This window comes from Streptomyces sp. NBC_01431 (assembly GCF_036231355.1).
GTDB lineage: Bacteria > Actinomycetota > Actinomycetes > Streptomycetales > Streptomycetaceae > Streptomyces.
Genome location: NZ_CP109496.1, coordinates 1,684,460 through 1,707,250, shown reverse-complemented (window position 1 = coordinate 1,707,250; position 22,791 = coordinate 1,684,460). Strand labels below are relative to the sequence as shown.

At 66.8% G+C, this 22,791-nt stretch carries 19 protein-coding genes and 3 pseudogenes; 14 read left to right on the top strand and 8 right to left on the bottom strand.

Features of this window, described 5'->3' with window-relative positions; all coding sequences use genetic code 11:
• Window positions 1–140 precede the first annotated feature (140 nt).
• Together OG522_RS07975 and OG522_RS07970 are read left to right on the top strand one after the other, a co-directional pair.
• Window positions 141–1,484, top strand: a pseudogene (locus OG522_RS07975) (transcriptional regulator).
• 71 nt (window positions 1,485–1,555) lie between these two features.
• A pseudogene (locus OG522_RS07970) lies at window positions 1,556–2,726 on the top strand (serine hydrolase domain-containing protein).
• Between the two features lie 85 nt (window positions 2,727–2,811).
• Here OG522_RS07970 and OG522_RS07965 read toward each other — a convergent pair.
• The 3 genes from OG522_RS07965 to OG522_RS07955 form a co-directional block, all read right to left on the bottom strand.
• Window positions 2,812–3,813: a hypothetical protein gene (locus tag OG522_RS07965; RefSeq protein WP_329462239.1), complete on the bottom strand. Its 1,002-nt coding sequence runs from the start codon at window positions 3,811–3,813 to the stop codon at window positions 2,812–2,814.
• Between the two features lie 202 nt (window positions 3,814–4,015).
• Complete coding sequence (locus OG522_RS07960; protein WP_329462238.1) at window positions 4,016–5,224, bottom strand: outer membrane protein assembly factor BamB family protein; 1,209 nt, start codon at window positions 5,222–5,224, stop codon at window positions 4,016–4,018.
• Between the two features lie 615 nt (window positions 5,225–5,839).
• Window positions 5,840–6,448: a serine/threonine protein kinase gene (locus OG522_RS07955; RefSeq protein ID WP_329462237.1), complete on the bottom strand. Its 609-nt coding sequence runs from the start codon at window positions 6,446–6,448 to the stop codon at window positions 5,840–5,842.
• Window positions 6,449–6,758: 310 nt separating this feature from the next.
• Between OG522_RS07955 and OG522_RS07950 the strand changes: the two are divergent.
• Window positions 6,759–7,923: pseudogene (locus OG522_RS07950) on the top strand (IS3 family transposase).
• Window positions 7,924–8,081: 158 nt separating this feature from the next.
• On the opposite strand, the gene OG522_RS07945 reads toward OG522_RS07950, so the two are convergent.
• The gene (locus OG522_RS07945; RefSeq protein WP_329462236.1) at window positions 8,082–10,652 is read right to left on the bottom strand and encodes a GIY-YIG nuclease family protein; all 2,571 of its coding nucleotides are present in this window, start codon (window positions 10,650–10,652) and stop codon (window positions 8,082–8,084) included.
• Window positions 10,653–11,328: 676 nt separating this feature from the next.
• Between OG522_RS07945 and OG522_RS07940 the strand changes: the two genes are divergently transcribed.
• Window positions 11,329–11,592: a MarR family transcriptional regulator gene (locus OG522_RS07940; protein ID WP_329462235.1), complete on the top strand. Its 264-nt coding sequence runs from the start codon at window positions 11,329–11,331 to the stop codon at window positions 11,590–11,592.
• A 468-nt stretch (window positions 11,593–12,060) separates the two neighbouring features.
• Window positions 12,061–12,456, top strand: a complete 396-nt coding sequence (locus tag OG522_RS07935; RefSeq protein ID WP_329467889.1) for a hypothetical protein — start codon at window positions 12,061–12,063, stop codon at window positions 12,454–12,456.
• Here OG522_RS07935 and OG522_RS07930 read toward each other — a convergent pair.
• Window positions 12,441–13,280: an IS630 family transposase gene (locus OG522_RS07930; RefSeq protein ID WP_443074671.1), complete on the bottom strand. Its 840-nt coding sequence runs from the start codon at window positions 13,278–13,280 to the stop codon at window positions 12,441–12,443. The two genes, OG522_RS07935 and OG522_RS07930, sit on opposite strands and share 16 nt — an antisense overlap.
• Window positions 13,198–13,398: a helix-turn-helix domain-containing protein gene (locus OG522_RS41215; RefSeq protein WP_443074820.1), complete on the bottom strand. Its 201-nt coding sequence runs from the start codon at window positions 13,396–13,398 to the stop codon at window positions 13,198–13,200. The genes OG522_RS07930 and OG522_RS41215 overlap by 83 nt, the downstream gene beginning before the upstream one ends.
• Before the next feature lie 147 nt (window positions 13,399–13,545).
• Here OG522_RS41215 and OG522_RS07925 point away from each other — a divergent pair, with 147 nt between their 5' ends.
• The 9 genes from OG522_RS07925 to OG522_RS07885 all read left to right on the top strand — a co-directional run bounded on the left by OG522_RS07925 (window position 13,546) and on the right by OG522_RS07885 (window position 21,100).
• Window positions 13,546–14,238: a site-specific integrase gene (locus OG522_RS07925; protein ID WP_329462234.1), complete on the top strand. Its 693-nt coding sequence runs from the start codon at window positions 13,546–13,548 to the stop codon at window positions 14,236–14,238.
• 219 nt (window positions 14,239–14,457) lie between these two features.
• A complete protein-coding gene (gene pcaDC / locus OG522_RS07920; protein WP_329462233.1) occupies window positions 14,458–15,750 on the top strand; it encodes a bifunctional 3-oxoadipate enol-lactonase/4-carboxymuconolactone decarboxylase PcaDC in 1,293 nt (430 codons plus the stop codon).
• A 36-nt stretch (window positions 15,751–15,786) separates the two neighbouring features.
• On the top strand, window positions 15,787–16,434 hold the full coding sequence (locus OG522_RS07915) for an MBL fold metallo-hydrolase (protein ID WP_329462232.1): 648 nt from the start codon (window positions 15,787–15,789) through the stop codon (window positions 16,432–16,434).
• Window positions 16,435–16,464: 30 nt separating this feature from the next.
• The gene (locus OG522_RS07910) at window positions 16,465–17,244 is read left to right on the top strand and encodes an exodeoxyribonuclease III (protein ID WP_329462231.1); all 780 of its coding nucleotides are present in this window, start codon (window positions 16,465–16,467) and stop codon (window positions 17,242–17,244) included.
• Window positions 17,245–17,322: 78 nt separating this feature from the next.
• Complete coding sequence (locus tag OG522_RS07905; RefSeq protein WP_329462230.1) at window positions 17,323–17,757, top strand: DUF6278 family protein; 435 nt, start codon at window positions 17,323–17,325, stop codon at window positions 17,755–17,757.
• 137 nt (window positions 17,758–17,894) lie between these two features.
• Window positions 17,895–18,638, top strand: a complete 744-nt coding sequence (locus tag OG522_RS07900; protein WP_329462229.1) for an amino acid ABC transporter ATP-binding protein — start codon at window positions 17,895–17,897, stop codon at window positions 18,636–18,638.
• A 19-nt stretch (window positions 18,639–18,657) separates the two neighbouring features.
• Entirely contained in the window at window positions 18,658–19,563 is a 906-nt protein-coding gene (locus tag OG522_RS07895; protein ID WP_329462228.1) for a glutamate ABC transporter substrate-binding protein, read from the top strand.
• An 11-nt stretch (window positions 19,564–19,574) separates the two neighbouring features.
• Window positions 19,575–20,219, top strand: coding sequence for an amino acid ABC transporter permease (locus tag OG522_RS07890; protein ID WP_329462227.1), 645 nt, complete (start codon window positions 19,575–19,577; stop codon window positions 20,217–20,219).
• Window positions 20,216–21,100, top strand: coding sequence for an amino acid ABC transporter permease (locus tag OG522_RS07885; RefSeq protein ID WP_329462226.1), 885 nt, complete (start codon window positions 20,216–20,218; stop codon window positions 21,098–21,100). Before OG522_RS07890 ends, OG522_RS07885 begins: the two co-directional genes overlap by 4 nt.
• 57 nt (window positions 21,101–21,157) lie before the next feature.
• Here OG522_RS07885 and OG522_RS07880 read toward each other — a convergent pair whose 3' ends face one another.
• Window positions 21,158–21,343, bottom strand: a complete 186-nt coding sequence (locus tag OG522_RS07880) for a hypothetical protein (protein ID WP_329467888.1) — start codon at window positions 21,341–21,343, stop codon at window positions 21,158–21,160.
• Between the two features lie 14 nt (window positions 21,344–21,357).
• A complete protein-coding gene (locus OG522_RS07875; protein WP_329462225.1) occupies window positions 21,358–22,581 on the bottom strand; it encodes a L,D-transpeptidase in 1,224 nt (407 codons plus the stop codon).
• Window positions 22,582–22,791 lie beyond the last annotated feature (210 nt).

Sequence of the window (22,791 nt, the reverse complement as noted above, 5' to 3'; positions counted from 1 at the left end):
GTGCAGCTGTCACAGTCAACTGCCGTGGTGCGCAGGCCCGGAACGTTTCTTGGGGGTTTCTCTTGGGGACGTCCTTCCGCGGGCCTGTGCGCGCAGTAGCCTCCCAACCACGCCGTGAGGGGGATGAGGGGAGTGATGACGTGCCCGGTGAGCCGTTAGCAGTGCACCCACTGACCTTCGTGCGCCAGTCGCACGGATGGGGGAAGGCCGAGTTCGCCCGGCTCATGAAGACACACGGGCGTTGCTCGGTATTCCTCTGGCAACCAACCGGACGACGGTGTGGAAGCGGGAGCAGGGGCAAGCACCGGATGCCGATGCTCAGCATGTGCTCGCCGACCTTCTTCGCATCCCGTACGTGCAGGTCCAGGCGCAGCGATGGCCGCAATGGCTCCCCGTATGGGAAGTGACAGGGCTTACCGCCCCGTGGACCGAGGCCGGAACCGTCGAGGCACTGGCCGATCTGGTGGGCAGTGGCCGGTTGGATCGTCGAGGATTTCTCACCATCACCGTCGCCGCGCTGACAGGGGCTGGCCGCGAGCTGGGTCGAGGCGCCGTCCGCGTTCGCCTCAGCCCTCAACGGGGATCGCGTCACCGACAAGATGGTCTCGACGATCGAGCAGCGGATCAGCACACTCCGCACACTCGATGACCAGCTCGGAGGCGCCCGGCTTCTGGAACAGGCCCGCGGCGACCTCGACTTGATCGCTGGTCGCCTCAGCGCGGGCTGGTACACGGACAGGATCCGCGTCCGCCTGTATGCACTGGCGGCTCGAGTGTCGCACCTGTCCGGCTGGATGGCCTACGACGCGGGACTGCGGTCCGCCGGGCAGCGGTACTACATCGGGGCTCTGCGCAGCGCCCGTACCGCCGGAGACGACGCCTTCGGCGCCTTCATCCTGGCAGAGATGGGAGTGCACGTCTCCGAGGCCGGCCGGACCGCCGAGCGAGTCGACCTCATCTCGACCGCACTCGACAACGCCCCTCGAACGCTGACGCCCGACTCCCGGTCCTTCCTCTACCTGCACAAGGCCGAAGTCCTCTCCCGCGACGGCGATCACCAGAAAGCCGGCACGGCATTGAACCGCGCCGTTTCCCTCTGGGAGCGCCACACGGTGGAGGAAAACCCGGAGTGGCTCGACTGGTTCGGTGAGGCACAACTGAAGTCGACCGAAGGGAAGGTTCTGCTGCGCTCGGGCCAAGTGGAGCGCGCTACGACCTCCCTGGAAGTCTCCATCAAGCAGGCGGCCCCGCGGGACAAGGCAGTACGGTCCAGCCGTCTGGCCGAGGCCCGGCTCGCCAGTGGTGACCTGGAAGGGGCGCTCGACGCCGCGAACTACGGCGCGGGCCTCCTCGAAGACAAGGTCAGCTCAGCGCGGGCCCTGGACCGCCTCAAGGAATTCTCCGCACGCCTCGAACCACACAAGTCAGTACCAGCCACCCGCGAGTTCCGCGAGCGCCTGCACGCACTGCCCGACACCGCCTGACCAGGAACGTCGAATGCAGCGAGAGCGAGCCCGCTTCTCAGACTGGGCAACCCAGGTGCCACGATGGCGGCATGACGACGATCGACGGATTGGTCGCGGCCGGATTCGAGGCTGTACGCGAGGCGTTCGCGGCGAACTTCGCGCAGCACGGGGACATCGGCGCGGCGGTGTGCGTGTACCAGGACGGCCGACCGGTGGTGGACCTATGGGGCACTCGCCGACCCCAATGTCAATCGTCCGTGGCAGCGCGACACGCTGCAACTGGTCTACTCGGCGACGAAGGGGGCGACCGCGAGCGCAGCGCATCTGCTGGTTCAGCGTGGTGAGTTGGACTTGGACGCTCCGGTGGCCAAATACTGGCCGGAGTTCGCCGCGAACGGCAAGGCGGACATCCCCGTGCGCTGGCTCTTGTCCCACCAGGCCGGCCTGGTCACGCTGGACCAACCAGTGGCGCTGGCTGAGGCGTTGACCTGGCACCCGATGGCAGCCGCACTGGCAGCTCAACATCCCGTGTGGACGCCAGGTACCGCACACGGCTATCACGGCCGGACCTGGGGCTGGCTGGCCGGCGAGGTAATCCGCCGGGTGTCCGGCCGCACACCGGGGCGCTTCTTCGCCGACGAAATCGCCGCCCCCCTGGGGCTGGACTTCTTCATCGGGCTGCCAGCAATCGAACGTGACCGGGTCAGCCGCATGGTGCATCGGAAGCCGGACATCGACTTCACCACCCTGCCCCCAGAGTCGATCCCGGAGGAACTCCGCGAACAGGTCGCCGCCTGGCGCGACCCGAACTCCTTCAGCAACAGGGCATACACCGTCACCGATCCAGCCGAGATCGACTTCAACTCCCCAGAAGTGCAGGCCGCGGAACTCCCGGCCTCCAACGGCATCGCCACCGCACGCGGACTTGCGTGCATGTACGCGGCGCTGATCGGCGAGGTGGACGGCGTGCGCCTGCTCACCCCGGAAACCCTCGCATCGGCGACCAAAGAGCAGGCCACCGGCACCGACCAAGTGCTGGTAGCACCGAGCCGGTTCAGCTCCGGATACATGCTGCCCACCGACGACAACCACATGACCGGCCCGAACGCCTTCGGCCACACTGGCCGAGGCGGCTCACTCGGCTTCGCCGACCCCGAACACGGCATCGCCTTCGGCTACGTCATGAACCACATCATCAGCGGCCCCGACGATGCGCGTGCGCTATCGCTGGTTGATGCAGTGCGCAGGTCACTGACGTAACTGATCGAAATTGATGCGGGGGCACGGCCTGTCACCGTCACACGGCTCTACCTTCTTGACGGCAATCAGTTTCGATCGGTACTGCTCAGTCAAGCTGTCCTTCGAACCGCCAGGGCTCCGCCGTCCTGAGCGACTCGCTGCCCGGGCAGCCCTCCTGGCTCGCCGCGCCGACACAGCCCCAGCCGGTCCTCGGGATCCAGGCGAAGTACTGGGCGGGCTGTTTCGGGATGGCCTCGGTGGTGAGGGTGCCGGTGCCGCGCGGGATGCGCTGCGTGTGGGAGCCGGACGTGTCGGTGTAGGAGGCATCGATATGCCAGTGGCACGTCTGTGTGGACACTTCGGGCTGGATGCGCAGGGCCATGTTCGACTGGCCGTTCCCCAAGTCGACGGCGTTGCGGCGGAAGTAGAGTTGCCCCTGGGACTCGCCCTCGTCCAGGACGTACGGCCCGTGTGGCTTGTCTGTCTGCTTGCCGGTCAGGTCCCACATGAGTCCCTGGCGGGGTTCGGATCCCGCCGGCGGAATATCGACTACGGTCGGCGTGGTGGGCGCGCTGCACGCGTCCTTCACTGCGGTCATGTTGTTGATGGTGAGTCCGGCGTTGCGGTCGCTGTTCAGGTTCAGGTTGAACGTCTGCGCCATGCCGATTGAGTTCTGACGACCGTCTTCCAAAGGCTTCAGGGGCGGCGTCGTGTACTCGACGACGCGTCCGCCGAGAGGCTTTAGGAACGCCCAGACCTGCGCGTTGCCCTTCTTCGCTTTGAGGCCCGCCTGTTCGCTCGCGGTCAGTGGCCGGTCGAGGAGCACGGCGATGGACCTAGGCATGTCCTGCATGTAGTCGCGTGGGGTGACGGTGGAGACGAAGGCAGGCTGTTCGCCGTCGAGGCTTTCCTGCGCGTTCTTGTCCGAGCGGGCTCGGTCGACGGCGGTGCTCTGGTCAAGCGCGTAGTTTGTGAAGTAGGCGAGGAGGAGACCGCCCACGACCAGTACCGCCGCAACTGTCAGGTACAGCACCCGGTGTCTCGGCGAAAGCCTGCGAAGACCAGGCAGGCGTTCGTCGGCAAGGACGCGCCAGGCGGTCGAGTCCACACGCCGTGGCGAGGGATCAGGTTCGGGGACGCCGTTGTGGATCCGGTCCGGGGTGGCGGGCGGAGGCACGGGGATTGGGGCGCCCTCGCCCGGGTCAGATGGGCTGCCCGAGCTTGATGGCGGCGGAGGGGTGGGTGGAGTTGTAGCCATGGAATTCCCCCGGTCGTCGGTATGATTGAGGTCTGGTCGTATGGCCTGCCTGTTACGTCGCCGTGCCCGTGGGTGCTACACCGGGGGGTGAGGGCGATGCCGGGATCTGTGGGCCCGCCCCCGTCGTCGCGTTCAGGGCGTACACGCTTCCGTCGTTACTGCCCACGTACAACATCCCGCCTGCCAGCGCGGGTGACGACCGGACCTCGGCGCCAGTGGTGAAGGCCCACTTCTTCGCGCCGGTTGCCGCGTCCAGGGCGTACACGTTCTTGTCGTCGCTGCCGACGTACACCACTCCTTTGGCCACCGCCGCCGACGAGAAGAGGATTTCGCCACCCGTGGCGAAGGACCACTTCCTGGCGCCGGTCGCCGCGTCCAGGGCGTAGATCCTCCCGGAGCCGATGTAGACCACCCCGTCGGCCACAGTCGGCGACGCGGTCACCACGCCGCCCATGTTGAAGGCCCATCTCTTGGAGCCCGTGGCAGCGTCCAGTGCGTAGACTTTTCCGTCATGGCTGCCGACGTACACCAGACCGTTGGTGATCGCCGGTCTTGAATTGAGGATCTCGCCGCCGGTGGCATAGGCCCATTTCCTCGCGCCGGTCGCCGCGTCCAGGGCATACACCTTATGGGTGAAGCCACCGATGTACACGACACCGTCGGCCACAGTCGCCGACGAACTGAGCCAGCCGCCGGTGGCGACGCCCCACTTCTTCGCTCCGGTGACCGCGTCCAGGGCGTATACGACTCCGTTGTAGCAGCCGACATACACCACCCCGCCGACGACCGCGGGCGACGACTTGACCCAAGCGCCGGCGCTGAAGGCCCACTTCTTGGCCCCAGTGACGGCGTCCAGGGCGTACACGTTCTTGTCGTCGCTGCCGACGTACACCACTCCGTTAACCACGGCGGGCGACGAATGGACCCGATCGCCCGCTGTGAAAGCCCACTTCGTGGCGCCGGTGGCTGCGTCCAGGGCGTACACGTTCTCGCCGTGTCCGTCGCCGCCGATGAAGAGCACTCCCTCGACCACCGTGGGCGACGACTGAATCCACGTGCCGATGGTCCGGCGCCATGGACTGGGTGGGGCGGCGACCTCGCCGCTAGGGCGCCCGCCACCGCGACTGTCGCCGACGTGATCGTCGGCGCTATCGCATCCGGCAGTGGTAAGGCCGACTCCGGCTGCGGCGCCAAGGCCCCACCGCAGAGCCCTGCGGCGGGTGAGGTGCGGGCTGAAGACGTCTGCCGGTCGATTCACCATTCGAGGATAGGGACCTACCTCATGTCCGACAGTGGTTTCGATAAACGTTCACAACCGTCCCTCCTGCATCAACTGCCGCTGAAAATAGTCAAGTTGGCCACCGCGTGGCCGCCGCGCCGCACCCAGCTCCTGTGCGCGGCTGCTCCTTCTGCTGTACGCCCAGCGCATCAACACCATCCACCACCTCGCCCTTGACCATCCACACACCGTGGTGCTCCGTGCCGGCCTCACCGAAATCCAGCACGCCGCCGAACGCTCGGAGGCCCCGTCGTTCGCCGCCTCCACCATTCCGCTGTGCGAGACGGTCCTCACGGGGCACGGCCTCCTCCGCCAACACCAAACCTGGAGCGGCGAGGTCGTCCTGCGCTCCATGCAGCCACTATCGGTATCCAGGGCGCGTCACGCATGTCGTTTGTTCAACCGCTCGGATGAGCGTCGTATGCAAGGCCCGATGTGCGTACGGGGCGTCCGCCGAAGCTATCCACAGACTATGGATGGCCGTTGGTCTATCGACTGCACCTGTGAGGGCGAGCTGTTGTCCGTTGCCTCCTGTGACCGTTGATCGCGTTCGAGATCTCTCGCGCAGGCGCTGCAGGTCCCACGACAGTAGAGAGATCAACAGCGCCCACCGCATGCGCCACGCCACGCTCGTGCCAGAGCTTCAACCGAGGCGTACCGGTCAGCAGGATCGCTGGCAGTGGCACACTCGATGACCCTCAACTGTGACGGCGAACCGCGCCACTTCCGCTCGTCATCGCCCGCATCCAACAACAGACGCAGAACCCGGCCGAGCACGAACACGGTCGTTCGGATACCGATGGTCGAGCCCTTGCAAAACTCCTCCGGCGCCATGAAACGCCGCGAGCCTGGCAGCCGTTCATCCTCCAGGATGAACGGCCCCGGCCTGTACTCGTCCAAATCGCACAGGGTCATGCGCTGCGCCTCGAAGTCGTAGAGGAGGCACCCGTCGTACAGGTCGACCGCGACGAACCCGGCCCGCTCCACGGTCAGGTGCGCGTCGAGAATCGCGTCCAGGGACTGCAGAATCTCAGCGACAGGGAGCTTCCGGAACCGAGCCATCGGACTCGTCGGGTCCGACCGGCCACCATGGCGGGAGACGGTGGGGTGGTACAAGACCTCTCCGTCGACCCACGGATAGATCAGCGCCAGGCCACCCTGGATCTTGAAATGGTGACGCAGGGGCACGATCGCCGGATGCTGCATCGCACCATGCACACCCAGAGCACGCCCCAACGAAGCTGCTCCCGCAGCTGTAGTTGCACTCTTTACGAACCACCGCTCGCCCCCGACCGCGACTCCATACGACACGCAGCCGGAGTCCTGCTCCCGGAATGCCCGGAAGATGTGACCTACTCCTTCCAGGTACGGCTCCAGCCGTTCGACAGAGGCAACGTCCAGCAGTGGATGTTTCGACATGAGTCACGATCCTGCCAGCACGCATGGGGGGTCTGCCGCACGATCGGGTGACATCTGAACTGGCTTGCCCTGTGGGGCGGGTGGGAAGGATGTCGCTGTGCCCAAGCCTTATCCGGAAGAGTTCCGCGAGGACGTCGTGCGGGTCGCGAGGAACCGCGGCCCGGGCGTGACGGTGGAGCAGGTGGCCGCTGACTTCGGAGTGCACGCGATGACACTGTGGAAGTGGATGCGCCGGGCGGACGTCGACGACGGGGCAAAGCCCGGGACGACCAGCCAGGAGAGCGCGGAGCTACGGGAAGCACATCGGCAGATCAAGCTGCTGGAGCAGGAGAACGAGGTCCTGCGCCGGGCCGCGGCCTACCTGTCGCAGGCGCATCTGCCGGGAAAAGGATCTACCCGCTCGTGAAAGAGCTGGCCACGGGCGGGATTCCCGTCGCGGTCACGTGCCGGGTCCTCAAGCTCGCCCGCCAGCCCTACTACCGCTGGCTCGAACGGCCGGTGGCCGATGCCGAGCTCGAGCAGGCCGCTCGGGCGAACGCGTTGTTCGACGCCCACCGCGAGGACCCGGAGTTCGGTTACCGCTTCCTGGCCGACGAGGCCCGCAGCATGGGAGTCTGCATGGCTGACCGGACCGCCTGGCGGATCTGCCGGGACAACCGCTGGTGGAGCGTGTTCGGCAAGAAGCGTGGCAGGGGGAAGAAGGCCGGCCCGCCGGTGCACGACGACCTCGTCCGCCGGGACTTCAGCGCCGACGGACCGAACCGGCTGTGGCTCACCGACATCACCGAACACGCCACGGGAGAAGGGAAGTTGTATCTCTGCGCGGTCAAGGATGTCTTCAGCAAGCGGATCGTGGGCTATTCCATCGACTCGCGGATGAAGTCCCGTCTGGCTGTCGCAGCCCTGAACAATGCTGTTGCCCGACGCGAGAACGTCGCCGGTTGCGTTCTGCACAGCGATCGCGGGTCGCAGTTTCGGTCGGGGAAGTTCGTCCGGGCGCTCGGCCGGCACAGGATCGTCGGCTCGATAGGGCGGGTCGGGGCGGCAGGCGACAACGCAGCCATGGAGTCCTTCTTCAGCCTGCTGCAGAAGAATGTCCTCGACCGACGGAAGTGGGCCACCCGCCAGGAACTGCGGATCGCGATCGTGACCTGGATCGAGCGGACCTCTACCACCGACGCCGCAGACAAGCCTCCCTCGGCCGGCTGACCCCCATCGAATTCGAGACCGTCATGACCACACCGGCCCTCCCGGCCGCGTGACCGAACCTGTCACCCAAACTTGCACCAGACCCGTGCCTGGCCCGCACCGACTGGGGTCGGTTGACGAAGAATCTCCGGGCTGGCTTGTGATCTGACTGGGGCTTCAGTCCTGGCGCTGGACATGAACTCGTCGAGATGGCCCCTGTACCGCACGGTGCTCAGGGTCGGTCCCGGCGCACGTCCTTGCGACGTCGTTCGAGTTGAGGGAGCCAGTGCTTGGGCGGCTGGGGATCTGTGGCTGCTACCGCCCAGCCGTCTTCTTCTTGAGGGTTCCGGGGAGCCCAGGTGCGCGGTGGGCCCTGTGCGAGGACATCCATGACGAGGGCCCCCATGGCATCAGGAAGGTCACGGTCAAGGTCGTTCAGCAGGAGAGGTATACCCAGCGGGCCCCGTCGGGGGACAGATGTTCGGTAGGTGACCTGGCAGAATGCGTTCGCTTCAAAGGCGACGCCGCGGGCGTCGGTCGGCCCCTCCTCGTCCGAGAACCAGACCAGCCGGTCGCCGGCTACCAGGCGCTCCCTGCCATGGAGCATGCTGTTCCGCACGGTTCCGTCTCTGTCGAGGAAGGGAACGGGGTCTTCGTATGCGCCGGGATCGTTGTCGCTGATTCCTGCCACGTGCCCGGGGGCATGCGTGGAGTGGATCTCCAGGAGGTCGCCGTCCGCGTGGGCCATCCAGATGTCGAGAACCTCAGCGGATGAGCTGAGCAGATGGGGGTAGGCGGTGAGTGCGAACAACTGCCCCGCCCTCAGGGGCAGGACGACTCGGTCATTCGCCCGCAGGCGATGAATTGCAGGGATCGGCTCCCAGCTGGTGATACCGGTTACCTCCCTCTGGCATCGGTGGATCGCCTCGATGGCCGTCTCCAGGGAGACACGGAAAAACTCCTTGCCTGCACTGACCCGTTGGGCGGTGAGGAGGCGGTGGACAGCCTGTTCGACGTCTTTGGGCCGGGAAGTGTGGGCCCTGAAGAGCACGTCGAAAGGGAAGGGGACCGATGTCCCTGACAGGTCCTTGGCTCGGTCCTCCGCGAGCAGGTCTGTGTAGCCGATCTTGAGCATGTTCGGGAAGGCAGGGTTCCGCTGGACGTACACGAACCCAGTCGTCCGAGGAGGGGGCAGAGGAGTCCCGGTGCCCGCCTTCCGGGAGCTGCCGGATTTCTGGCGCCTCTTGATGCCCCTGGAGAATCCGGAGAGCGTGACTGGCGGGTCGGCCGACAGCACTTCGACCCCACCTTCGAGGCTGTGATGGGACGAGGCGGTGATGCGGCGTCCCGAGGAGAAGTGCTCCACCTGAGCGCGGGACAGACAGCGCAACGCTGCTTCGAGCGGTTCGATCCCCTCAACTTCGTCGTGGTCGCCGTCGCGGAAGTCAGGCAGGGACCGGGCCAGTGCATCGGAGGCGGCTTCCGTGATCAGACTGGCGAGCTCCGGGCCGATGTGTGCGTAGACAGTGCCCAGGTGGGTGGACTCGATTTCGTCGTACTCGTTGTGTGCTTGGGCGTAGAGGTCGATGGGGACGCCGGAACGCTTCGCGATGAGGAGCAGCTCGCAGGCGTGGCCTGGGTTGTCCAGGTCGAAGGCGAAGTGGGCCTGTATGCCCGGGGACTCCGTCCTGGGCTTACGGCAGATGAGTAGAAGGCGATTCCGATGTTCGGGATCCCGCTCGAAACCGAGGGGTAGCACCCCCTCTGTGAATGCGGCGAGGGCAGCCTCCGCCTCTGCTTCGGTTCGGACGATGATGTTCCACCAGGGCAGAGGGCCGAAAGTGCCGTGTACCGCCTCGGCATCAGGAACACAGGAACTGCCGGGGTACGACTGCCGGACGTCAAGGGACTGGTTCAGGAAGGTCAAAATGCAGGCGTCCTGGAAGCGCTCCTGATGTGTGCGCGCCTGCAGCATGTCGCGCTCTGTGTCGCTCAGACACCCGATCGCCTCGCCGAGTGTCTCTAGCTGCTCGTTGACCAGCTCCAAGGCTCGGGCGATCACTGGCCGCAGAGCATGACTCTTCCGGATCTGTCGGCTTTCTTCTCGAAGGCGCCCCTCGGCCGCGGTGTAGCAGGCCACATCTGCGCCCAACTTCCATAGATGCATGGCCTCGTGGGCGGGGAACTGCTGCAGCCACAGACGATGAGCCTCGCTGCCGTTCTTGAGCAAGGCAACAGAGATGGCATGCCGGACACGAGCGTCGCGTTCCGCTTCCAGTCTGGACCAGATGGTGTCGGAGTACGCATCAAGAGATACGGCTGAGAGAGGCATCAAAGCCTCTTCGGCGGGAGCCTCTACGCCCCAGTGCCGTGCCAGTTCCCTGGCCACCTGGGCGGCGGTGGCCGCGCGGGCCAACCGACGGGACCAGTGGTCCAGGAGCAGGGCATACGTGCTCTCTGGATTCTCAGCACGCAGTCCGACGCCGAACAGCAGGACGGAACCGACAAGGCCGTCGCGCTCCATGTGCCGGCGGACATGCTCGACCAGGCTGGTCAGTTGATCGATGTCAGGCTTGGGATCGGCGAAGATCGGGTGCTTTGCCAGCAGTCCGGTGATGTGCGCGGCGGACAGGCCACGCGCGTCCAAGACGGCGATCCGCAGGATCAGGAGGGCACGCAATAGATCCAGATCGCTCGGGTTACCGACGATCCGCGCCGTATCCAGCAACGGGTGGTGGCTACCGACGGAGGTGGCAATACCCGCGCAGATCTTCTGGATCCACTGCTCGCGCAGGTCGGTCAAGCCAGTAGCGGAAGGCACAGCTCTAATCCCCCTGTTGGACAAGGACGGCAATGGAACTCTCTCCGACATCCGCACCGGAGACCGTCACGCCTCGTGAAAGCTCTGCTGACGCGTGGTGTCGGCGACCTGCAGGACATGCAGGCGCCTGGCAGACGCCATGCCCATGAGCCCTGGAGGGCCACGGCCAGGCAGCTCATCATCCTGGCCTGTCGCATCTGCGGAGTGTATGAGGTGCCACTGACAAGAGACCCGCATCGCGACGTTCCCGCCGACCTCCTCGGGCGTGGCGGTGTGGGAAGCCCGCACGACTGAGTTCGCTGTCAAGCGCCTCGATTGGATGACAGGGCGACTGGCTGCACTGTCCAAGGACATTCGCCCACGGCAGACGAGAAAGAGCCCCAAGGGACTGGAACCTCCGCCGGGACCATGTCAACGTACAACGTCCCGGAAAACACCAGGTCAGCGAAGGTGTGTGGTTCCCGCCGGTCGGCGCGCCAGTCAGCCCCGCGAGAGCCCACCACCCTCGTCCCTCAGCCGCGCCGTCGAGCGCCCCGACCTCACGGAGTCCCACCTGTCGTACGCCGCGAACCGATCTGCCCGCTTCACCGCCCCCGCCCTCTTGGTGCTTGGTGCCATGATTGTGTGGACGGCCCAACAAAATGAGGACTACGGCTCCTTGTCCACGGCCCTGTGCCTGTGCCTCTGCGCGGCCGGGCTTTTCGGTGAGGACCTGCTGCAACGCGGCTATCGCCGTGATCGCGCGGTCCTCGCGCACGTCGCGGCACACACCGGAGTGGCGACTCGCCATGTGGCTCGAGCCGTCGGAGCCCCCAAGCGCGTCGTCGCCCGAAACCTCGACCGCCTCACCGACGAGGGGCTGCTTGTGCTCGTCACTGGCGGCGCGACTCCCGCACTGCGGTCCTACCGGCTGGCTTCCTGACGGGCGCCAAATCGTCTTCGAAGGCCCGGAGCGCGTCCTGCTGGGCGATACATAGCAGGTGATCCCCGGTTACCGAAACCGGGGATCGTCCGGACCATTGGGGCTGTTCGTCTTCGGCTGTGCTTGGCGGTGGAGTCGGAGCGGACGGTGTAGCCCATTTGACTAGCCCGCAGTGACGGCCTGGTGTAGACATTTCCGCGCATTCGAGGAGAGTGAGCATTCTGTCCGATCCCATCAAGAAACTTCCGCTGAACTCGAAGGGGAAGGTCAGATATCAGTTTATTGTTGACGTGGGGATCGACCCCGAAACAGGGAAGCGTAAGCAGATGCGGCGCACCTTCGATTCGCTGAAGGAGGCGAAGGCTGAGTACGCGAACATATCTAACCGGCGAAACCAGGGTTCAATGGTGCCGCCCAACAAGATCACCGTTAACGAGTGGCTTGACCGATGGCTGGCCATGAAATCTGATGATCTTGAAGAAACCACCATCTACAACTATCCTGGATCGAGTTCGTGGGGGACTCGGCAAGATCCGCCTCCAAGATCTTACCGAAGAGCACGTGGAGGAATGGAGGGACTGGGCGCTGGCGCATGGTCGGGTGCGCGGAAAAAGGGCAGGGACGCCACTCAGTGTCACAAGCGTGGATATGAGCCTTGCTCGACTGAAGGAAGCTCTGGGGAGAGCCGTTACCCGGCGATTGGTGTACATCAATGTCGCTGAAAATGTGACCATTCCCCGGAGGGCGCGAAAAGAAGAGCGCAAGACTAAAGAGGAGGTGCCGCCCTGGAACGTTGAGGAGGTTCAGAAGTTTATTCATAGCATTATTGATCCGAAACTCAAAGGGTTCTATTCGAGGATGTAGCGGAGGTGCGGGCCGCCGAAGTAGCCGCGGACGATGTGTGGCTGGCGTTGGCGTCGGTGGAAGAACCGGCGGGTTTCGGCTGCGAGTTGGGCCTGGTCGCGGGCCCGGCTGTGCATCGGCAGGCTCCGTTTGAGGTCGGCGTTGACCAGCTCGTCGGGGTTCAGCTCCGGCGAGTACGACGGCAGGAAGTGCAGCTCGATCCGGTCGGGGTGATCGGCGAGCCAGGTGCGGACCTTGCGGGAGCGGTGCGCACAGTGGCCGTCCACGATGAGGTGGACCTTGTGGTCGAAGTGGCCTGCGAGCCGGTCGAGGAAGCGGCACATCACGTCGGCGTCGAAGGTCTCGGTGAACACCATGAAGTGCATCCGGCCCTTCGTGCTGATCGCGGACATCGCGTTCACCGAGAACCGGTTGCCCGAGCGGCGCACGATGGGGGTGCACCCCTTGGCGCCCCAGGTGCGGCCGGTGACCTGGTCGGAGCGGATGCCGACCTGGTCGGCGAAGAGCACCTCTCCGCCCTCGGCCTTCGCCTTCGCGCGGATCGCCGGCCAGGTCTCCTCCCGCCAGACGCGCACCGCCTCCGGGTTCTGCTCGACGGCCCGCTTGTCCGGGCGCTGGAACGACAGACCCCACCGGCGCAGGTACTTGCCCACCCCCTGCTCCGTCAGCCGCACCCGATACAGCTTCGCGATCAGATCCCCCACACCGGCACGCGTCCACAGCTGCCCGGCCAGCCCCAGGTCACAGGGACGGTGATCCAGCACGGCCTGCCGCACCGCCTGCTGCTCGACCGCGTCGAGAATGTTCCCCGACCCGGCGCCCACGCGGCTGGGCCACGAGCGCCTCACGTCCGCCGGCCAGCCACTTCGCCCACCAGTTGTCCACGGCCTTGAGCGAGACCTGGAACACCGCCGCGACATCCTCGCGAGTCCGGCCCGCCACCAACGCGGCCACCGCCCGCAGCCGAAGGGCCTCCTGCGCCGACGGCGACAACTGCCGTGCGTCCCCCACCAGTTCACTCACGCAGGGATCAACGACCCAGAACACCTACCGTTTCGGATCAATAGAGGGGAGCGTCTCTACGCTGCGTTGCTCCTATCATTGATGGGGCTCCGCCCGGCTGAAGTCTGCGGCCTCCGGTGGGAAGACGTCGATCTGGAGAACGCCACGATCGACATTGCCAACACGCGCACGATGATAGGCAACGGTTACGTGGTGGAGAAGGACACCAAGTCTCTTGCGGGTGAGCGGGCTCTGCCCCTGCCGACTCCGGTACTAGATGCCCTCAAGGCGTTCCGGGCCCTCCAGGCCGAGGAGAGGCTCGCTCTGGGGGAGGCGTACGTGGTATCCGGCTACGTGCTGGTGCACGAGACGGGAGTCGCCTTCACGATCAAGCAGATCCGTCGGCGCGCGTACCGGCTCATGGAGCTCCTCGGGCTCCGTCGCGTCAGGCTCTACCTCGCACGCGCGGCGTGCTTCACCTATCTGGCCAACCGCGGTGTACACGACCACATCCTCGCGCGATGGGCCGGGCATAAGAATGTCAAGACGACCAAGCGGTGGTACGTCAAGCCGGACGTGGAGGATCTTCGCGGAGCCGCCACCGCATGGGAGGGCCTGCACGGGCCTGCACGGGGTGGCGGCGGGGGAGCAAGCATGATCCTCGTGGTCCACAGCCGAGCGATGTTCTCCGCCCCGTGGTCAGTGGGATTGAGGTGGATGCGGAGCCCGGCTGCCGACTGTGGATCGGTAGCAGAAACCGGGGGATCCATCCGGCCCTGACCAAGTCTTCCATCGGGGGAAGACGGATCTTGTCCACCGTGGGGTGGTCAAGCTGTTGGTGGGCGAGATTTCGGAAGGTCTCGAGGTGGTCCCGCCGAGCATCGCCGCAACACGTCTCGGGTGTTCCGGCGGTGCCGGACCCGCGGTCACGAGAGAGCCGAGACCTGTATGTCGACCCCGGAGATGTGACTTTTGGTGACTGATGAGAGGGTCGGGCGGGTGAGTGAGACACCGATGAACACCCTGCAATTCCGCTCTGACGGGCCAGAAGACGCCCCGGTCCTGGTCCTGGGTCCCTCACTGGGTACCACCTGGCACATGTGGGACCGCCAGATACCCGAGCTGGCGGGACAGTGGCGGGTCGTCCGGTTCGATCTGCCGGGCCACGGCGGGGCCCCCGCCCAGCCTGCCGACTCCGTCGCCGAGCTCGGCGACCGCCTGATCGCCACCCTTGACGGACTCGGCATCCAGCGCTTCGGTTACGCCGGCTGCTCCATCGGCGGCGCGATCGGCGCCGACCTGGCCCTGCGCCACCCGCACCGGGTCGCCTCGCTGGCCCTGGTGGCCGCCTCGCCGCGGTTCGGCACCGCCGACGAGTTCCGCCAGCGCGGCGTGATCGTCCGCACCAACGGCATGGACCCGATGGCGCGCTCCGCGCCCGAGCGCTGGTTCACCGCCACCTACGCGGCCGCCCAGCCCGCGATCGTGGAGTGGGCCGTGCAGATGGTCCGCACCACCGACCCCGGCTGCTACATCGCGGCCTGCGAGGCGCTCGCCGCCTTCGACATCCGCGCCGATCTCGGCCGGATCACCGCCCCCACGCTCGCCCTGGTCGGCGCCGAGGACCGGGTGACCGGGCCCGGAGACGCGCGCACTCTGGTCGCGGGCATCCCCGGCGCCGGCCTCGCCGTGGTGCCCGGCGCCTCCCACCTCGCCCCGGTCGAGCAGCCCGCCGCCGTCACCGACCTTCTGGTACGCCACTTCTCGACGGCCTGGCAGGCTGTGCCCGATTCCGGTACGGGGCACATCGCGATGCCCGCGGCCCACGTCGTGGCGCTCCAGGCAGCACCCGCCGCGCCCGTGATACCGGCGGAGGCCGCGCCCCCGGCCGCGATCGAGTCCGCCGCGAGCCCTGAACCGTACGAGCTCGGCATGAAGATCCGGCGCGAGGTCCTCGGCGATGCCCATGTGGACGCCGAGACGGCCGGAGCCGACGTGTTCGGCACCGACTTCCAGGAGCTCGCCACCCGCTACGCCTGGGGCGAGGTGTGGTCCCGGGAGGGGCTCGACCGGCGGACCCGGGCCGCGGTGGCGCTGGCCGCGCTCGCGACCGGCGGCCACCTGGACGAGCTCGCGGCGCACACCCGGGCCGCGCTGCGCTCCGGGCTCACCCCGGACGAGATCGGGGAAGTACTGATCCAGACCGGCGTGTACTGCGGTGTCCCGCAGGCCAGTGCCGCGTTCCGGGTGGCGGGCGCCGTCGTGCGGGAGGAGACGACGCCCCGGGGCTGACTTGATCTTGTGCCCGGCGGCGCCGACGGGGGCAGGATGGGGGTCATGAGCCTGAAGCTGACCAAGAAGACCCACGCCTGCGTCCAGCTGGAGAAGGACGGCCGGACCCTCGTCATCGACCCCGGCACGTTCAGCGAACAGGACGCGGCGCTCGGCGCCGACGCGGTCCTGGTCACCCACGAGCACCTCGACCACTTCAACGAGGAGCGGCTGCGGACCGGCCTCGAAGCCAACCCGGCCGCCGAGATCTGGACCCTGCGCAGCGTCGCGGAGAAGATCTCGGCGGCCTTCCCCGGCCGCGTCCACACGGTCGGCCACGGCGACGCCTTCAGTGCGGCCGGGTTCGACATCCAGGTGCACGGCGAGCTGCACGCCGTGATCCACCCCGACATCCCGCGCATCACCAACGTCGGCTTCCTGGTGGACGGTTCGGTCTTCCACCCGGGCGACGCGCTGACCGTCCCCGACCACGCCGTCGACACCCTGATGCTTCCGGTGATGGCTCCCTGGAACAAGATCTCCGAGGTCATCGACTACGTACGCGAGGTCAAGCCGCGCCGGGCCATCGACATCCACGACGCCCTGCTCACCGACCTCGCCCGGCCGATCTACGACTCCCAGATCGGCTCCCTCGGCGGTGCCGAGCACGCTCGTCTGACGCCCGGGGACTCGACCGAACTGTGACTGTCGGAGCCGGGCGGTAGGTTGGGATCCATGCGCATCGCCACCTGGAACGTCAACTCGATCACCGCCCGGCTGCCCCGACTGCTGGCCTGGCTGGAGGCCACCGGCACGGACGTGCTGTGCGTCCAGGAGACCAAGACCACCGCCGAGGGCTTCCCCGCCGCCGAGCTGCGCGAGCTCGGCTACGAGAGCGCGGTCAACGCCACCGGCCGGTGGAACGGAGTGGCCCTGGTCTCCCGCGTCGGCCTCGACGACGTCGTGCTCGGGCTGCCCGGCGGCCCGGACTACGAGGGCGTGCAGGAGCCGCGCGCGATTTCGGCGACCTGCGGCGGGGTCCGCCTCTGGTCGGTCTATGTGCCCAACGGCCGCGAAGTCGAGCACGACCACTACACGTACAAGCTGAGCTGGTTCGAGGCCCTGAAGGCGGCCGTTGCCGAGGACGCCGCGGGAGCGCGGCCCTTCGCGGTGCTCGGCGACTTCAACGTGGCCCCCACCGACGAGGACGTCTTCGACCCGAAGGTCTTCGAGGGCCTGACCCACGTCACCCCCGCGGAGCGGGCCGCGCTCGCCGCGCTGCGCGAGGCGGGCCTGTCGGACGTGGTGCCCCGCCCGCTCAAGTACGACCGTCCGTACACCTACTGGGACTACCGCCAGCTGGCGTTCCCGAAGAACCGGGGCATGCGCATCGACCTGGTCTATGGCAACGAGCCGTTCGCCAAGGCCGTCAAGGACAGCTACGTCGACCGCGAGGAGCGCAAGGGCAAGGGTGCCTCCGACCACGCCCCGGTCGTCGTGGACCTGGAGGTCTGACCCGGGGCGCGGCCGGGGCGGTGCGGCATTCCGCGTGCCTGTAGTGCAACCTGGCGTTCGAGTGGGAGTCTGGATCGTATGAACTTCCTCCAGAACTGGCGAAAGCGGCACGCACCGGCCCGCGGAGTGGCGGTCTACGACGCCGTCAGGGAAGACCCGGAGGGCGTCGCGAAGCTGTTCGCCGAGTGTGAGCTGCTGCGCACCCGAGCCTGGCAGAGCCGTCTCGAACTCGACGACAGCCCTGCCTCGTTGGACGCCCTCGACCAGTTGACCCCGCGCTGGCGCGAGGACCCGGAGGAACTGCCCTGGCTCGGCAACGACGCCGGTCTCTACCTGGGCACCGTGATCGTCCGCACCGTCGCGGGCGCGAGCTGGGACGTGTGGCCCGGCGGCCAGCCCGTGGTGCGGCTCGCCTCCGGACGCGAGATCGACGTGGTGGACGCGGGCCTCACCTGGGCGGCGACCGGCGCCCCCGAACTGTTCCAGGTGTACGCCGAGGCCTCGGAGGCCTGAGCGTCCGGCCTGCCGCCAGCGGCCCCTGGGGTCAAAATACGGTTTATGCCCTATTCGTGCGTGTCGAAGTGAAGTGCCTTACCGGGCTGGATAGTTTGCGCTGACCTCGACACAGCGATGAGTGGGCAGGACAGTGTATGGCCGTCGATCCGTTGATCGAGCTGCGTGACGTCAACAAGTACTACGGGAACCTGCACGTCCTCCAGGGCATCAACCTCACCGTCGACCGCGGCGAGGTGGTGGTGGTCATCGGCCCGTCCGGCTCGGGCAAGTCGACGCTCTGCCGGACGATGAACCGCCTGGAGACGATCGAATCGGGCTCGATCGCGATCGACGGCAGACCGCTTCCGGCAGAGGGCAAGAGCCTCGCGGCGCTCCGGGCCGAAGTGGGCATGGTCTTCCAGTCGTTCAACCTCTTCGCGCACAAGACCGTTCTCGCCAATGTGTCGCTGGCCCAGATCAAGGTCCGGGGCCGAAAGAAGGAAGAGGCCGACCGGCGTTCCCGCGAACTCCTCGACCGGGTGGGCCTCGCCACCCAGGCGGAGAAGCTCCCCGCCCAGCTCTCCGGCGGCCAGCAGCAGCGCGTGGCGATCGCCCGCGCCCTGGCCATGGACCCCAAGGTCATGCTCTTCGACGAGCCCACCTCCGCGCTCGACCCGGAGATGATCAACGAAGTCCTCGAAGTCATGCAGCAGCTCGCCCGGGACGGCATGACGATGGTCGTCGTCACCCACGAGATGGGCTTCGCCCGCTCCGCCGCCAACCGCGTCGTGTTCATGGCCGACGGCCGCATCATCGAGGACCGCGCCCCCGACGACTTCTTCACCAACCCACACAGCGACCGGGCAAAGGACTTCCTCTCCAAGATCCTCAAGCACTGAACGGGGGGTGTACGCAACGATGACGGCCAAACGACGCGCGCTCGCCGTGCTGCTGCTCGCGCTGGCCCTGGCCGGCTGCGGCAAGCCGGGCAGCCCACCGGTGAAGGGCCCGAAGGTCGAACTGCTGCCGCACTACACGGTCGCCCAGGGCTTCAGCCTCCCCGGCTCCCCGGTGTGGCGGCGGGCGAAGAACCGCGGCCACCTGGTCGTCGGCGCCAAGGAGGACCAGCCCTACCTGGGCGAGAAGGACCCGGCCACCGGCGTCTACACCGGCTTCGACATCGAGATCGCCAAAATGATGTCGGCCTCCCTCGGCTTCGACCCCAAGACCATCGTCTTCAAGACCATCGCGTCGGCGAACCGCGAAACCGCCCTGCAGAACGGCCAGATCGACTACTACGTCGGCACCTACACCATCAACGACAACCGCAAGAAGCTGGTCGGCTTCGCGGGCCCGTACTACCAGGCCGGCCAGGGCCTGCTGGTGCGCACGGACGAGAAGAACGTGAGCGGGCCCCAGGACTTCGACGGCAAGCGGGTCTGCTCGGCCGCCGGATCGACCCCGTACCAGCGGATGGAGAAGGACTACCCGAAGGTCGACATGGTCGCCTACGACACGTACTCGGTCTGCGTGGACAACCTGCTCACCTTCCAGGTCGCGGCCGTCACCACCGACGACACCATCCTGAGCGGCTACGCGGCCAAGGTGCCCGATCAACTCAAGGTCGTCGGCAAGCCGTTCTCCAAGGAGCCGTACGGCATCGGCGTGCCCCGCAGCGACAACACGCTGCGGTTCGCGCTCGACGACGCCATCGAGGTCCACGAGAAGAACGGCGACTGGAAGAAGGCGTACGCCGCCACGCTCGGCCTGTCCGGACGTCCCGCCGCGCCCGCCCCTCCCATCGACCGCTACCCGGCGAGCTGAGGCCCCGCACCATGGACGTACTCACCAAGAACTTGTCGGTGTACGGCGAGGGATTCCTCGGCACCGTCGAACTGACCGTCTACGGCTCCGCCGTCGCGCTGGTGCTCGGCTTCGTCATGGCGTCCTGCCGGGTGTCGCCGGTGGGCTCCTTCCGGGTGCTCGGCACGGTGTGGGTGACCGTGCTGCGCAACACCCCGCTGACCCTGCTGTTCTTCGCCGTGCTGCTGGGCCTGCCGCGCTTCGGCCTGGTGCTGCCCGTCCAGCTCTTCGCGGTGATCGCGCTCGGCTGCTACACCTCGTCCTTCATCTGCGAGGCGCTGCGCTCCGGCATCAACACCGTGCCCAAGGGCCAGGGCGAGGCGGCCCGCAGTCTCGGCATGACGTTCGGCCAGACCCTCTCCGGGGTCGTGCTGCCGCAGGCGTTCCGGTCCGTGATCCCGCCGGTCGGCTCCACGCTCATCGCGCTCGCGAAGAACTCCGCGATCGCCGGAGCGTTCGGCGTCACCGAACTCCTCGGCACGTACAAGACGTTGAGCGAGCTCGGATACGACATCATCTGGACCTTCGTCTGGATCGCCGTCGGCTACCTGATCATCACCCTCTTCATCAGCGCCGTCTTCAACATCCTCGAAAAGCGCTGGGGAGTCGCCCGATGACCGCGCCGCTGTCCACCCAGTCCAGCGCCCTCTACGACGTCCCCGGGCCCAAGACCCAGCAGCGCCACCTCGTCTACGGGGTCATCTCCACGGCGCTGATCCTCGCCCTGTTCGGCTGGATCGTCTATCTCCTCTTCGACACGAACCAGTTCACCGCCACCAAGTGGACGCCCTTCGAGTACAAGGGCATCCAGGAGCTGCTGCTCACCGGGCTCGGCAACACCCTCAAGGCCTTCGCCTTCGCGTCGGTGTTCTCGCTGGTGCTCGGCTCGGTACTCGCCACCGGCCGGCTCTCCGAACACCGGCCGCTGCGCTGGATCGCGACGCTGCTCGTCGAGTTCTTCCGCGCGATGCCCGTGCTCGTGATGATCTTCTTCATCTTCGTGGCGCTGAAGGTGCAGCCGCTGCCCGCCCTGGTGGCCGGTCTCACGCTCTACAACGGCTCGGTGCTCGCCGAGGTCTTCAGAACCGGCGTCAACTCCGTGGAACGCGGCCAGAAGGAGGCGGCATTCTCACTCGGCATGCGCAAGACGCAGGTCATGACGTACGTGCTGGCCCCGCAGGGGATCCGGGCGATGCTGCCGACCATCATCAGCCAGCTGGTGGTCGCCCTGAAGGACACCTCGCTCGGCTACCTGATCACCTATGAAGAGCTCCTGCACGCGGGGAAGCTCATCGCGTCGAATCTCGACTACGATTTGCCGTTCATCCCCGTGGTGATGGTGATCTCGCCGATCTACATCGGGATGTGCATGCTGCTCTCCTGGTTCGCCACCTGGATGGCCAGGAGACAGAAGCGCAATCCCAAGACGGAGGCCGTGGACGTCGCACCGGCCGAACCAGGGACGCTGCTGCCGAGAGGGCCCCTCCCGGGCCCTTGAGGCCCGGGGGGAGTGCAGTAGCTCAGGGGCAATGGCCCGCCCGGCGGCAGCCGGTGATCACTTCTCGCGGAGCGGCACCGTCAGACATGACGGATCCGACGCGGGCGAGGAGAAGGTCAGCTGCGCGCCGAGCGGGTTGTGCTCGATGTAGAGCGGGCCCACGTCGTGGAGGTGTGCGACGGGGGTGCCGCTCTCCTTGGTGGCGTGAGGGCGGCGGTGGCCGCCGCGGCCGATGCGGTGCACTATTCGACGGCGCGTCAGTTACTGGGGGTGCCGTTGTTGCCCGCGAGCGCGCTCTTGGCCTTCCAGGCGTCGTAGGTCAGGTTCCATTCGCCGTAGCCGTTGTTGAGGGCCTGGGTGCCCTTGGCGTCGTCGCCGGTGATCTCGAACGGGTCGCCGACCTGCACCCAGTCGTAGACGAACTTGGCGTCGGCGTCGCTCATGCCGATGCAGCCCGAACTCTTGTTGGCGGAGCCGAAGTAGGCGTTGTTCCAGGGCGCCGCGTGCGCGTACATGCCCGACCAGGTGAGCCGCATCGAGTAGTCGACCATCTTGTTGTACGAGCTGCCGAGGCCGACGGTCTCCGAGTTCATGTTGATCGTCCCCTCCTTGGCCATCAGTACGGTCTTGCCCTTCCAGGACGCCTTGTCGCCGCCGGGAGTACCGGCCGACATCGGGATGTCCTTCACCAGCTGGCCGTCGCGGTACAGCTTCAGACGGTGGCTTTCGAGGTCGGCCTTGGCGAGCTGGTTCCTGCCGATCGTGAAGTTCGTCTTGTAGTCCTTCACGAACCAGCCGCCCGCGGTACCGGAGTCCACGCCGTTGAGGTCGGCCTCCAAGGTCACCTTGGTGCCCGGCTTCCAGTAGTCCTTGGGCCGCCAGTCCACCCGGTCCTTGCCCGAGTAGTCCTCCATCCAGCCCCAGGAGCCCTCGGTGTTGTCGGACGTCGTCACCTTCAGGTGCTTCTCGACCTCGGCCCGGTTCTTCACCGGGTGGTCGAACACGATCGAGACCGGCTGCCCGACGCCGACCGTCGTGTCCTTGCCCGGCACCATGCTCACCTTGTTGACCTTGTCGGGCGCCGCCGTCGCGAAGTCGGCCTTCGCGCTGCCGCCCTTGTCGTCCTTCGCCTCGACGCTGTACGAGGTGCCGGGCGCGGCCGAGCGGTCCGAGGTCCAGGTCTTGCCGTCGGCGGACACCTTCCCGTCGAGTCTGCCGCCCTTGGTGTCGGTGACCGTGACCGTCTGGAGTCTGCCGTCGGCCAGCGTCACCTTCACCGGCTCACCGGCCTTCGCCTGCTTGCCCGTCAGGTTCACCGATATCTCGGTCTTCTTGTCGGCCTTGAGATCGGATTTCGAGCCGTCGGAAGAAGAATCTCCGCCTCCGCAGGCGGACAGAGCGGCGGCGAGGACGGCCGTCGCCGCTATCGCGGCGAGACGGACCGGGCGGCGGGGCGACGTGGTGCGGTATATGCGGCTCATCTGGAATCCTCCGTTGCACATGCTCTTCCGTAGGTGAGAGTCACCAGCTGGACTTTAGGTTGCGGAACACGCCCGAAAACCAGGAATTCGCTCTGTGACAAGGACCGCAGAGGAACGGTCACCGTCCCGTCACATACGGCGCCCGGACCCGTCACGGGCCGCTGTGATCATCCTGTGCATCCCCCGACGAGCCGACGGCGGGGCGCAGTT